Origin of the sequence: Microbulbifer marinus, assembly GCF_900107725.1 — a bacterium.
GTDB lineage: Bacteria > Pseudomonadota > Gammaproteobacteria > Pseudomonadales > Cellvibrionaceae > Microbulbifer > Microbulbifer marinus.
Window position 1 is genome coordinate 1 of sequence record NZ_FNQO01000009.1, and the last position, 12231, is coordinate 12231.

A 12231-nucleotide genomic window follows, 5' to 3' on the forward strand; every position below is an offset into this window, starting at 1 on the left:
CAGTACTAATTGCCCGTGCGGCTTGACCATACAACAGAGATGGTTACTAACGATTCGGATTGTGAATTGCACAACCGAGAGACGCGCAAGACTTGCGGTGTATTACTACAGATTGTTTTACCGAAGCCCGCCATGGATGGCGGGAATGCAGAAAATGCATGGAGCAATTTTCTGCCTTATTTGGGGTTACTGCCGATCGAAAGATCGAGGCAAACAGCAGTAACACGGCAGCGCAGAGCAAGAGCTCATAAGACCAAGCCAACCCAAGCCAGTTTGCCTGACGACAATAGAGTTGTGGAACCACCTGATCCCTTGCCGAACTCAGAAGTGAAACGCAACATCGCCGATGGTAGTGTGGGGTTTCCCCATGTGAGAGTAGGTCATCGTCAGGCTTCTAAATAAAAGAAAGGGCTACCCAAACGGGTGGCCCTTTTTTTATTTATACATCTAGCACAGACATAGTGCCGAACATCGTGGGAGTAGGGTGAGGAGTGGTCGCCGCAGGGGACGCAAAGCACTGCTTTGCGAGCGACGAACGCCTCGCCGAGGATGGCGAGGCCGGGGCCTGATCGAACACACTGAAGCTGCGCCAAGGACGGCGACACCACAGCCAATCGCCCCTGCATACAGGCTTCTAACTAAAAGAAAGGGCTACCCAAACGGGTGGCCCTTTTTTTATTTACGGCCATCACAAAGAGCTAATGCCGAACATCATGTGAGCAGGGCCAAGCCATGCGTTGACGAAGCAACGCTTCGTGCTTGGCTTGGCGACCGGCCAGGGATGGCTGGGCCGGGGCCCGATCGAGCACACTGAAGCTGCGCCAGGGGCGGCGACACCACAGCCAATCGCTCCTGCATAAAGGCTTCCAATTAAAAGAAGGGGCCACCCAAACCGAGACCTTTTTACTTGCAAAGTACACTCGCGGCGACTGACAAACACATCCGTGGACCGGCGGTGTCGCTGGCAATCCGCTCCGCGGAGTAAGCGCCTGGATCCATGAGCGCAGCAAGCCGCGACCAGCAGCGGAATGCAAAATATCTTGGCGGGCGTCGATGCGGCGCGACTCAATTTCGATCCAGATCAACAAGCCCCACTTTCCACCGATGTTTTTTTGCGCGCCAGTCGTGGGCCGGCATCAGACCGGCGCTCGCGCTTACTATCCCACTGTTATACACAGCTCTATCCATGCTTTCTGTTAGTAACCAAGATCTCATTTCATCAGTAGCTGTGCGGATTCTAAGCGGTGTTTTTTTGCGCGGCCGCGGTGCCACTAAGGTAAATCAGGGCTTCGCGTGACTGTCCCATAGTTATTCACAGCTCTATCCATGCATTCTGTTGGTAACGTTAAAATCATTTAAAATATGTGCGCTGTTTGCGGCCGAAAGCCAAAGCCAACCTATTAAGAAGTAGTCCCTTTCAATGCAACGTATTCAGTCCTCCCTCGACAAAACATTTTCCCTCTCCCGTATCGCAATGGGCCTCTGGCGTTTAGCCGATTGGCAATTTTCGGCCCGGCAAACTGTGGAATTAGTCGAGCAGTTGCTCGAGCAGGGTGTGACGACATTCGACCTGGCAGATATCTACGGTGATTACCGCTGCGAGCAGCTGTTCGGTGAGGCGCTTAAAGTGAAGCCGGAATTGCGCGAAAGAATGGAGATCGTTTCCAAGTGCGGCATCAAGTTGGTGGGCAGTGGAAACAGGTATGCGCTCAACCATTACGATACCAGCGCTGAGCACGTCACCGCGTCAGTTGAATCCAGTCTGCGCAAAATGGCAATCGAGCAGATGGATCTATTACTGATCCATAGACCCGACCCGCTGATGGATGCCGATGAGCTGGCGGGAGCGCTGGACAGGCTGGTGAATGATGGCAAGGTTCGAGCGTTGGGTGTTTCCAATTTCCTGCCACATCAGCTTGAGCTGTTGCGGTCCCGCATGTCGGTGCCTGTGATGGTGAACCAGATCGAGGTCTCTCTGCTGCACAGCGAACCCCTGTTTGACGGCCAACTGGATTATTGTCAGCGTGAGAGGGTGATACCCATGGCGTGGTCACCACTTGCCGGCGGGGCGCTGTTTAGCGGAGCGGGAGAGGCGGCTCTGCGGGTGCAGGCCTGCCTGGAGCAGTTATCTCAAGAGCTTGAGATGGAGCCCCAGCAGCTGGCCTTGGCGTGGTTGCTGAAGCATCCTTCCGGGGTGGTGCCGGTTCTGGGGAGTGGCAAGATTGCCAGGTTACGCAGTGGTATTGAGGCAGTGGAAAAGACTATGCCGCGGGAGGCCTGGTTTCGTTTGTTGCGTGCCGCCCGCGGCAGGGATATGGATTAACTGTCGAAGGCGTTGTCTGGCATCAAGTCGTAATTCTGTTGGCCCCTATCGAACTGCTCCAGCGGTGCCAATTGAGCCGGGACGGAGAGTTGGCGCAAGGGTTGGTCGTTACGCCAGTCCATCACGTACAGCTCGTCCCCAGCTATGTCGTGCAGTAACGCTTCGAATTCCGTCGCTGCGGCGGCGATCAATGACTGGTACTCGAGGTGGTCCCCCAGCTTGATAAAGCGGTATTCACCTTCCGCCTGCTCGATACGCAGCCAGCCGGATCCCCGCTTTTTGTCCGCTTCGCCGATAACCACCGGTCCTTCCTGATCCTTGAAGAGCGCGCTTAATTTAATACGAGAGTCCGGCTCTATGGGTGTGCCGACCCAAATCCAGCCGGACAGCCCCATACGGCTCAACTGCCATTCGCTGAGCCAAACGGTCTGGTCGTCATCGAGACGAAACTCGCTGTATTCGCGCTGACCTGCACGGCGGTCAATATTGATTTCAGCGCCGGGGTTTTCCCTGCGGAAGTTGTGTAGCTGCTGGGTCATCTCGTAATTGACTTCCCAGCGTTTCTTCAGCCGCCACTGAATAGGGTATTGGCCCCACTCGACGATATATTCCTCGCCGTCACGTACCGTCTTTGCCACCCGCCAGAAAGCGCCATCGATAAGGATGCAGGTATCACCGGGCTTGCTGCCTGGGGCGATGATGCTGCACTCCGGTGACGGCTCCGAGGCATTGACCACGTGTTCACCCCGCCCCTCAATGACCTCGTACCAGGGGAATCCATGGCGCAGGGGCGGTGGGAAGGCAAGCGGTGGGCGTCCGGCCAGCAGGCGGCGAAACAGTACCGACTTATCTATCTCCAGGTCAGAAAGCGTATAGCCTTCCTTCTGCGTGATCTGCCCCCAGGCAAACGCCGCCCGAATTAGTTGTTTTTCTCGATCTGAAAAGCTCATGAGTGCAAGCAAAGGCGTAAGCAAAGCGAAACCTTACCACTGTGGACCCAGCCACGCTAATGCTATCGGGGCGGCGGTGTCAGGGGTGACGGCAGAAAGAGCAAAAGTTCGATAGACTGACCCTCTTTCCATTGATTGTTAACGGGAGAAATGGTCGTGGTATGGATGCGACGGCTGCTGTTTGTTGCAGTTCTTTCTTGCGGATTGGGTGTGCCGGGATCGGTAGTTGGCCAGGATGAGCCGGTATCCAGCACCTGCTATTTGGACGGCTGGGGCGACTCGTTGCTTTGCTACCGGATATCGGTGGGTGCGGACGCGAACGCAATCGAGCTTTCTGTGACTGTGGCGCCGGCGGTCAACGATGCTGGCCGTGAGCCGCTATACCTTCTCGCCGGTGGGCCGGGGCAGGCTGCCAGCGATCTCGCGCCCCTGCTGAATGCATTCCGGCGGATCAACCGGGAGCGCGATATCGTGATGGTGGATCGCCGCGGTGCCGGGCTGTCGGCAGCGTTTCGCTGTGGATTCGAAAGGGAAATGCCCGCGGATCTGCAGTCGTTTTCCCGCCAGCTGGCCCAATGCTATCTACGCCGTCCACAGTTTGCTGAGGCGCTCAGCAGCCGTCAGGCTGTTGAGGATTTGGAGCGGGTGCGCAAAACCCTCGGCCACCATCGCATAGCCCTCTGGGGTGGCTCCTGGGGTACCCGCACGGCACTGCTCTATCAGCAGTGGTACCCGGAAGCACTGAGTGCGCTGGTGCTGGATGCCGTCGCACCTATAGATACCAAGGTATTTTTAACCGCGACGGCCGCCGAGCGCGCAATGCAGCGGCTGGAACGGGACTGTGCGCGCGATGCCATTTGTGCAGGCTTCGGCGACTGGCGGAGCGAGCTCGATCAGTTGCTGGCGAACTGGAGCGGCGAACGGGCCGCGCAGTTTCCCGACCCGGTTACCGGCGTGCGCGGGGCCCAGCCGGTGCCGCGCTGGGTATTGGCGAACTCGATTCGCACCGCCCTTTACGATCCGGCTGCCGCGGCACAGTTGCCCTATGCTGTTCACCAGGCGAGCCGCGGCAACTATCTGCCGCTGTCGGGTATTAGTGGCTTGTTCCTGAACACCACCGATAGTATGGCCATGGGCTTAACCTTTTCCGTGGCCTGCGCCGAGGAATTGAATCGCATCACCGCCGATGAAGTGGCCGCGGATAGTACCGGATCCTTTCTCGGCTCCGCTTTCTTCGACCTGTTTTACAGCGGCTGCCAGGCCTGGCCGGTCAGCGCGAAGCCGTACAGTGCCCCCGAAGAGCGCGCACACCCCGTGCTGCTGATCTCCGGTGAGGCGGATCCGATTACGCCCCCCGACTATGCCGAGCGGCAGCTGGTATATCTTTCCAACAAGCAGCACCTGATCGTGCCGGGCGGGGGCCATATCAATTCAGGCCGCGGCTGCATACCGGATCTGATAGCGCGTTTCCTCAATGCACCGCAGGATTCGCTGGACCAAGGTTGCGTAGCGGAAATCCGGCGGCCGCCCTTTATGGTTGACGCCTTCGGTCCGGCGTTGGGCAAAGGTGTCGGCGTCGAACGGCAAGGAGGTCAGCGGTGATCAGTGTGGAATCGGTAGATAAACAGTTTGCCGGCCGGCAGGTGCTGAACGCCTGCAGCTTCACGGTGCCGGATGGCAAGATTACCGCATTGCTCGGTGCCAACGGTGCCGGCAAAACCACTTGTCTGCGCATTATGACCGGACTGCTGCGCGCGGATGCCGGGCGCGTTCTGCTCGGCGGTGTCGATGTTGCCCGGCAGCCGATGGTCGCGCGTCGGCAGCTGGGTGTGGTCGGTGATCGCGAGGGGCTGTATGAACGTCTGACCGTCGCCGAGTATCTGTCGCTCTTCGCCAGAATACAGGGGCTCGCCGGGGTGGATCTCAAGCGGGCCTTGCAGGCAGTGCGCGAGGAGCTTGAGCTGGACGATCTGTGGCTGCGCCGCACCCGCGGTTTTTCCCAGGGGGAGCGCATGAAAGTCTCACTGGCGCGCGCACTGGTGCACCGACCACAGCACCTGATCCTCGATGAGCCGACCCGGGGGCTGGATGTGTTGGCTGCGCGGCTGCTGCGCAGGACGCTGCTGCGACTGCGGGCTCAGGGCACAACTATCCTGTTTTCCAGTCACGTGATGTCAGAAGTCTCCGAACTCTCGGATCGGGTACTGGTCATGGCGGGTGGCCGCATCGTCGGCGGCGGTTCGCCGGACGAACTGATTCAAAAGAGTGGCTGTGACAATCTGGAAGACAGTTTTGTCGCGCTTGCCTATGGTGCGGCAACGGATCGGCGCACACAGGAGGAGCCGGCGTAATGGCAGTGGCGAATATCTTTTCGGGGCAAATGGCTGCCCTGTTGCGCAAGGAATTTCTGGAAGCCTGGCGCGATCGGCGCGCCCTGTGGATGGCGATCTGTTTTTCGCTGCTGTTCCCGGTGCTTCTGGCCGGCTCCACGATCTTCTTTGTCAAGAAACACACCGAAGAAACTACGCGACTGGCGCTGCTGGGCGGCGACAGTGTGCCGGTGCTGGAGCAGCAGCTGCGCGGTGCCAGTCTGGAGGTCGATGTCGTTGCGCAAGGTGAACCGCGTGCGCTGCTCGCCGATGGTTACGACCTGGTGCTGCAGGTGGGCGAGGATTTTGTCGAAGGCTATCGCAACTTCCGTGCGCCGAAGTTGTATCTTTATGTCGACAGCTCCTCCACTTCCTCCGGGCGCGCCGAACGCCATCTACAGGAACGTCTCGGCAGCCTGCAACAGCTAATCGTGAGTCAGCGCCTCACCGCCCGCGGCGTTGCGCCACAACTGCTGGCGCCCTGGCAGCTGCAGGTGCGCGATATCAGCACGCCGTCGAGTCGCGGCGCCCTGATTCTCGCCATGGTGCCGGGGCTGCTGATCCTGACGCTGTTTGTGGCGAGCCTCGCCACTTCCGTGGATACCTCGGCCGGAGAGCGCGAGCGCCTCAGCCTGGAAACTCTGTTGTTGCAGCCGCTGCCCGGTTGGCAATTGATTGTCGCCAAGACCCTCGCCGTGGCCAGTATGGGCTGGCTGGGTGCGCTGTTGGCGATAGCCGCCCTGGTGACTCTGATGCCGCTGATGCCTCTGGCCGAGCTGGGTATTCAGCAGGCTACTACGGTCTCCGGCGTGATCACCATGGGTCTGTTATTGTTGCCATTGGCACTACTGGTGGCCGTGGTGCAGATTCTTCTCGCATTGCGCTCGCAATCGTTCAAGGATGCCCAGACCCAGTTGAGTATTTTGCAGTTGGCGCCGGTCACATTGTTGATGGTGCTGGATATGTCGCGGGTAGAACTGGGTGAGCCCTTCTGGCAACTGGTGCCCCTGGTCGGGCAGCAGCAATGGCTCAAGGGGCTGCTGGTGGGAGATACAGTGTCCCTGCCTCTGGTGGTGGCGGGATCGTTGGTATGCCTGATGTTGGTGGGTGTTTCTGTTGCCGTCGGCGCCCGCGCCCTGCGCCGCGAGAGTCTGCTCGGGGCCGTTTAGGAACTGAATTGAGTGTAGAGATGGCATGACTGATTCCCGTGAAGGCCTTTTGAGCATAGATCTGCAGGCGATCGGTGAGAACTATTTGCAGCTCTGCGGCCGCCTGGCCAGTGGCAGTCACTGTGGTGCCGTGGTCAAAGCGGATGCCTACGGCCTTGGTATGACAGAGGTGGCGCCCGCTTTATATCGACGCGGCTGCCGGAATTTCTTTGTTGCCACCCAGGCAGAGGGGGAGCGCCTGCGGGCTGCGCTCGGCGACGATGTGAATATAGTTGTGCTGACCGGTGTGCGCCGCGGTGCCGAATTGGATTGCGCGCGCGCGGGACTGATACCGACCCTGTTCACCCTGCAGCAGTTGCGCAACTGGGTGGACATCTGCGCACAGGCGAATATAGATGCCCTCTGTGCGGTGAAGGTGGATTCGGGCATGACCCGGCTGGGCATGACGCCGGAGGAGTTTGACCAGCTGCTGGCCAATCGCGAACTGCTGCATGCGGCCAATATCTGGATGCTGCTCAGCCACCTGGCCTGTGCTGACGAGCCGCAGCATCCGCAGAACCGCATGCAGCTTGAGAGTTTCAAACGTGCCGGCGAACGATTGCGCGCGCAGTGTCCGGATGTGTTGTTGAGCCTTGCCAACTCGTCGGGCATTTTTCTCGGCGAGGAGTTCCATTTCGATATCGCGCGGCCGGGTTCGGCCCTCTACGGCATCAACCCGCGACCCGGCTCAGAGAACCCGATGCGAGCGGTGGTGTCGTTGAGCCTGCCGATAGTGCAAAAGCGCCATGTCAGCCGCGAACAGGCGGTTGGCTACGGCGCGACCCAGCATGCCGCTGCCGGCAGCTGGCTGGCGGTGGCGCGAGGAGGCTATGCCGACGGTATACTGCGCGCCCAGGGCGGCCGCGGCTGCGGTTGGGGTTGCGGCAGGCGACTGCCGATAATCGGCCGTGTGTCGATGGATTCGACCACCTTTGACATCAGCGCACTCGATGACGCCGAACGCGATGCACTGGAGTCCATCGAGGTTCTCAACGATGAGTTGACCGTGGACGAGGTGGGGGGATACGCCGGCACCATCGGCTACGAAATTTTGACGAGCCTCGGCCACCGCTATTATCGCCGCTATTTGGGAAGCTGAATTTGCAAAGCTCTAATTCGAATAGTCCCCTCGAAGCTCTGCGCCCGGTGCTCAACCTGCTTGCCGACGGCGAGGTACACTCGGGTGAGGCCCTCGGTGCTGCCCTGGGAGTGAGCCGGGCGGCAGTATGGAAACAGTTACAGAAACTCGAGCGCTACGGTCTTGGGTTGGAGTCGGTCAAAGGGCGCGGCTATCGCCTGCCCGGGGGGCTGAACTTGCTGGCGCCCGCGGCGATCGAGGCGGCGCTGCAACCCGAGGCGCGGGACCTACTGCAGCAATTGATCCTGTGCGACGAGGTGGATTCGACCAACGCCCAGCTGCTGATCCGTATGGAGCAGGGAGGTGGGCACGGGGTGGCCATGTTTGCCGAGCGGCAGACTGCCGGCCGCGGTCGCCGCGGGCGCACCTGGGTCAGTCCCTTCAGTGGGGGCATCAACCTGTCCATCGGCTGGCAGTTCAGCGGCGGTGTGCAACTGCTGGAAGGGCTGAGCTTGGCCGTCGGTGTCGCCCTGGCGCGCGCGCTGGCGGAATTCGATGTCCCCGACGTGCGTCTTAAGTGGCCCAATGACGTCTGGTGCCGCGAGCGCAAGCTGGCCGGGGTGTTACTGGAGCTGAGCGGAGACCTGACCGATCGCTGTGCGGTCGTGGTGGGGGTGGGGCTGAATGTGGGGCTGCGCGGCGACAGTGCGGCCGCTATCGACCAGCCCTGGATAGATCTGCAGAGTGTGCGCCCCGGTATCGATCGCAACCAGCTGGCGGCGGCGATGCTGAATCGACTACTGCCACTGTTGCGCGATTATCCCGAGCGGGGTTTTGGCGCTTACCGCGAGGCCTGGTTGGCACTCGATCAGTTTGCGGGGCGTCCGGTGCGGTTGCAGTCTGCGAGTCGAGCGTGGGTTGGGACGGCTGCCGGTGTCGATATGTCCGGTGCGCTGATCCTGGATATGGACGGGGAGCAACAAGTGTTTCACGGTGGTGAAGTTTCCCTGCGGGAGGCGCCGTGATACTCGAACTGGACCTCGGCAACACCCGCGGCAAATGGCGCCTGCTGGACGGCGACGGGGTGCGGGCGCGCGGCAGTATTTCCATCGCCGCACTGAAAAATGACGAGCTACCGGATAGCTGGCTCGAGTTAAGGCCGCAGCGGGTGCGGGCGGCGAATGTCGCCGGTGCGGCGGTGGCCGATGCGCTGACCGCTGCTGTGCACCGCCGGTTTGCGCTGCCGGTGGAATTTGCACGGGTGGCGTCGCAGTGCGCCGGCGTGACCTGCGCTTATCAAAACACGGAGCGCCTGGGGGTGGATCGCTGGTTGGCCGTACTGGCGGCCCATCACAAGGATCCCCGCGCGGCCCTGATTGTCGACTGCGGCAGTGCCGTCACTCTCGACTTACTGGATAATGGCGGCTGTCACCTGGGGGGCTATATCGTCCCGGGGCTCAATTTGATGCGCCGGGCCCTGTATCAGGATACGGATGCGGTCAAGGTGCCGCCGGCTTTCGCGCCGGATATGTCGCTCGCGCCAGGGCGCGACACGGATGAGGCCGTTAATCGCGGCCTGGTGGTCATGGTGCTGGGGGCGATAGATCGAGCCATGGCAGAACTTGGCTCCCCAGAAGTGGAGCTGCCGCAGTTATGGTTGACCGGTGGCGACGGCCCCCTGTTATCCGCCCTGTGCCAGTGGCCGCATCAGCTGGTGCCGGAGCTGGTACTGGATGGGCTGGCGCTCAGTAACCCTTAATCATTCTTATAAATTTATGCGCTGGATAGTTTTCGCACTGTTGTTTGTCAATCTCGTGCTGTTCGCCTGGTTTCAGACCGCGGGCCGGCCGGCCGTATCCCCTGTGCCGGCTGGCGGGACATCGATGGTCGAAGAGGGGGCGCGCCTCGCACTGGTCAGCGAGGTGTCGCGGCAGCAGTTGATGGCCAGGCAGCCGCCCCAGTCCCAGCCGACAAAGCCAAAGCCTGAACCGGCGGCAGAGCAGCTCTGCACTCTGCTGGGCCCCTTTGCGGAGGAGTATCAGGGGCAAGATATCGTTGAGCGGCTGCAGGCGTTACAGGTGGACGGCAGTCTGCGCGAGATCGAAATGGAGGGAGAGATGCGCTACTGGGTTTTCCTGGCGCCGCTGAACTCCCGTCGCGAGGCCTTCCGCAAGCTGCGCGAGCTGCAGGCAGCGGGGGTGGACAGTTATGTGATTCCGAAGGGTTCCCTTGCCAATGGCATATCCTTCGGCATCTTTACCGAAGCCGATCGGGCGGAGTCCCTGCTGGCGGAGCTGCGCGACCAGGGGGTCGATGCGCAGTCCCGTGAAGAGCCGCAGACTTATCTCGAGCGCTGGGTCGTGCTGGCGCCGGGAGCCGCGGAAAAACTGGCGGAAGATTTCTGGCAGCAGCTGCAGGCGGAATACCCGCAGCTGGACCGTCGCCAGAACCTTTGTGCCGAAGTAGTCGGTGACTAGCATCCTGTCGATGGTATGCCGCAATTGGGCGCTACGCGCGCCTGTACCGGATGCCCCATCGCAATGGCCGACGGATTTCACGGTCAAACCGCTTTCGGCTTTGCGAATCATCAGTCTTGAAAAGACTGTTGCGTGTCAGCAGAACATCCCATAGAATCCCGCCTCCACTTAAGGGGTCGAAAATGATTTCTTGGGTGAGGGACGAAGCTGGCGTAGCTCAGTTGGTAGAGCAGCTGACTTGTAATCAGCCGGTCGGGGGTTCGACTCCTCTCGCCAGCTCCATTTTTGTCCCGCGCGTTGTTGCACTTTAAGTTCCGCAGATAAGTGTGTGAATTTGAAGGAAAAATTGTTGACAGCGCAGCGGTCGGTGTAGAGAATACACGCCGCTTCCAGCAGGGGTTCCCGAGTGGCCAAAGGGATCAGACTGTAAATCTGACGCGAAAGCTTCGGTGGTTCGAATCCACCCCCCTGCACCATTTCTAGATGCCGTAAGGTGTCGCCAGCGGAAGGTTGGAGCCTTTTGCTTGGAGGTTCCCGCATGCGGGCATAGTTCAATGGTAGAACCTCAGCCTTCCAAGCTGATGATGCGGGTTCGATTCCCGCTGCCCGCTCCATACTTAGTGTGGGGTTAAGGTGGGGATAAGTCGCCGGGATGGTGGCGAGGTGAGTGGTCGAGGTTGGCCGCTTATCGATACGGTGGCCCTTTGGGGTGCCGGATGTTGGCAGTAATATGCTCATGTAGCTCAGGGGTAGAGCACACCCTTGGTAAGGGTGAGGTCGGCGGTTCAAATCCGCCCATGAGCTCCATTTTATGGCCGCGGGGGCAGGTGCCTCTGCGGCTATTTGTATCCGGGGTCTGGGTTTTTTTCCGGGGTCGGATGCGCCTGTTCTGGACGTAGGTTGCGCGGATAGTGCGTGCCTATATTAGGAGGCTGCAATGGCAAAAGAAAAGTTTGAACGTTCCAAGCCCCACGTAAACGTGGGCACCATCGGTCACGTTGACCACGGTAAAACCACCCTGACTGCAGCGCTGACTCGCGTTTGCTCCGAAGTTTGGGGCGGCGCAGCCGTTGCTTTTGACGGTATCGACAATGCTCCGGAAGAGCGTGAGCGCGGTATTACCATTGCTACCTCGCACGTAGAGTACGAGTCCCCGAACCGTCACTACGCGCACGTAGACTGCCCGGGACACGCCGACTACGTTAAGAACATGATCACCGGTGCTGCCCAGATGGACGGCGCTATCCTGGTTTGTTCTGCAGCTGACGGCCCCATGCCGCAGACCCGCGAGCACATCCTGCTGTCCCGTCAGGTAGGCGTACCGTACATCGTGGTATTCCTGAACAAAGCCGACATGGTCGACGACGAAGAGCTGCTCGAGCTGGTAGAAATGGAAGTTCGCGAACTTCTGGACCAGTACGAGTTCCCGGGTGACGACACCCCGATCATCGTTGGTTCCGCCCTGATGGCCCTGAACGGCGAAGACGACAACGAAATGGGTACTACCGCTGTTAAGAAGCTGGTTGAAACCCTGGACGAGTACATCCCGGAGCCGGAGCGTGCGGTAGACCAGCCGTTCCTGATGCCGATCGAAGACGTATTCTCCATTTCCGGTCGCGGTACCGTAGTAACCGGTCGTGTAGAGCGTGGCATTATCCGTACCGGCGACGAGATCGAAATCGTTGGTATCAAGGACACCACCACTACCACCTGTACTGGTGTGGAAATGTTCCGCAAACTGCTCGACGAAGGTCGTGCTGGTGAGAACATCGGCGCCCTGCTGCGCGGCACCAAGCGTGACGAAGTAGAGCGTGGTCAGGTACTGG

The 12231-nt window shown here is 60.0% G+C and carries 10 protein-coding genes, 4 tRNA genes and 1 rRNA gene; 14 read left to right on the top strand and 1 reads right to left on the bottom strand.

All coding sequences use genetic code 11. The annotated features are described in order from the left end of the window. Positions 1 to 276: 276 nt before the first annotated feature. Both rrf and BLW36_RS16965 read left to right on the top strand, forming a co-directional pair. Positions 277 to 392, top strand: a 5S ribosomal RNA gene (gene rrf / locus BLW36_RS16960). A 1028-nt stretch (positions 393 to 1420) separates the two neighbouring features. Then, positions 1421 to 2323 carry an aldo/keto reductase gene (locus BLW36_RS16965; protein ID WP_091391265.1) on the top strand — a complete coding sequence of 301 codons (903 nt, stop codon included), beginning with the start codon at positions 1421 to 1423 and terminating at the stop codon, positions 2321 to 2323. Here the strand turns inward: BLW36_RS16965 and BLW36_RS16970 are convergent. After that, complete coding sequence (locus tag BLW36_RS16970) at positions 2320 to 3273, bottom strand: hypothetical protein (RefSeq protein WP_091391272.1); 954 nt, start codon at positions 3271 to 3273, stop codon at positions 2320 to 2322. The genes BLW36_RS16965 and BLW36_RS16970 overlap by 4 nt on opposite strands. Before the next feature lie 210 nt (positions 3274 to 3483). Here BLW36_RS16970 and BLW36_RS16975 point away from each other — a divergent pair, with 210 nt between their 5' ends. The 12 genes from BLW36_RS16975 to tuf all read left to right on the top strand — a co-directional run. Continuing rightward, complete coding sequence (locus BLW36_RS16975) at positions 3484 to 4875, top strand: alpha/beta hydrolase (protein WP_244506311.1); 1392 nt, start codon at positions 3484 to 3486, stop codon at positions 4873 to 4875. Next, on the top strand, positions 4872 to 5624 hold the full coding sequence (locus BLW36_RS16980; RefSeq protein WP_091391266.1) for an ABC transporter ATP-binding protein: 753 nt from the start codon (positions 4872 to 4874) through the stop codon (positions 5622 to 5624). Before BLW36_RS16975 ends, BLW36_RS16980 begins: the two co-directional genes overlap by 4 nt. Beyond that, positions 5624 to 6811, top strand: coding sequence for an ABC transporter permease (locus BLW36_RS16985; RefSeq protein ID WP_091391267.1), 1188 nt, complete (start codon positions 5624 to 5626; stop codon positions 6809 to 6811). The genes BLW36_RS16980 and BLW36_RS16985 overlap by 1 nt, the downstream gene beginning before the upstream one ends. 25 nt (positions 6812 to 6836) lie before the next feature. After that, positions 6837 to 7949 carry an alanine racemase gene (gene alr, locus BLW36_RS16990; RefSeq protein WP_091391268.1) on the top strand — a complete coding sequence of 371 codons (1113 nt, stop codon included), beginning with the start codon at positions 6837 to 6839 and terminating at the stop codon, positions 7947 to 7949. A 2-nt stretch (positions 7950 to 7951) separates the two neighbouring features. Then, the gene (gene birA, locus BLW36_RS16995; RefSeq protein WP_244506312.1) at positions 7952 to 8953 is read left to right on the top strand and encodes a bifunctional biotin--[acetyl-CoA-carboxylase] ligase/biotin operon repressor BirA; all 1002 of its coding nucleotides are present in this window, start codon (positions 7952 to 7954) and stop codon (positions 8951 to 8953) included. After that, on the top strand, positions 8950 to 9687 hold the full coding sequence (locus tag BLW36_RS17000; protein ID WP_091391270.1) for a type III pantothenate kinase: 738 nt from the start codon (positions 8950 to 8952) through the stop codon (positions 9685 to 9687). The genes birA and BLW36_RS17000 overlap by 4 nt, the downstream gene beginning before the upstream one ends. Positions 9688 to 9703: 16 nt before the next feature. Continuing rightward, entirely contained in the window at positions 9704 to 10405 is a 702-nt protein-coding gene (locus tag BLW36_RS17005) for an SPOR domain-containing protein (RefSeq protein ID WP_091391271.1), read from the top strand. Positions 10406 to 10611: 206 nt separating this feature from the next. Then, positions 10612 to 10687, top strand: a tRNA-Thr gene (locus BLW36_RS17010). Between the two features lie 110 nt (positions 10688 to 10797). Then, a tRNA-Tyr gene (locus BLW36_RS17015) sits at positions 10798 to 10881 on the top strand. Between the two features lie 64 nt (positions 10882 to 10945). Then, positions 10946 to 11019: transfer RNA gene (locus BLW36_RS17020), tRNA-Gly, on the top strand. A gap of 118 nt (positions 11020 to 11137) precedes the next feature. After that, positions 11138 to 11212 (top strand) — tRNA-Thr (locus tag BLW36_RS17025). 130 nt (positions 11213 to 11342) lie between these two features. After that, the coding region (gene tuf, locus BLW36_RS17030; RefSeq protein ID WP_091391264.1) for an elongation factor Tu at positions 11343 to 12231 on the top strand (889 nt) is incomplete at its 3' end.

What these genes read in the sequence shown, in the direction of transcription:
- BLW36_RS16965 (WP_091391265.1), top strand. Translation starts at nt 1,421, where the DNA reads ATGCAACGTATTCAGTCCTCCCTCGACAAAACATTTTCCCTCTCCCGT.
- BLW36_RS16970 (WP_091391272.1), bottom strand. Translation starts at nt 3,273, where the DNA reads ATGAGCTTTTCAGATCGAGAAAAACAACTAATTCGGGCGGCGTTTGCC.
- BLW36_RS16985 (WP_091391267.1), top strand. Translation starts at nt 5,624, where the DNA reads ATGGCAGTGGCGAATATCTTTTCGGGGCAAATGGCTGCCCTGTTGCGC.
- alr (WP_091391268.1), top strand. Translation starts at nt 6,837, where the DNA reads ATGACTGATTCCCGTGAAGGCCTTTTGAGCATAGATCTGCAGGCGATC.
- BLW36_RS17005 (WP_091391271.1), top strand. Translation starts at nt 9,704, where the DNA reads ATGCGCTGGATAGTTTTCGCACTGTTGTTTGTCAATCTCGTGCTGTTC.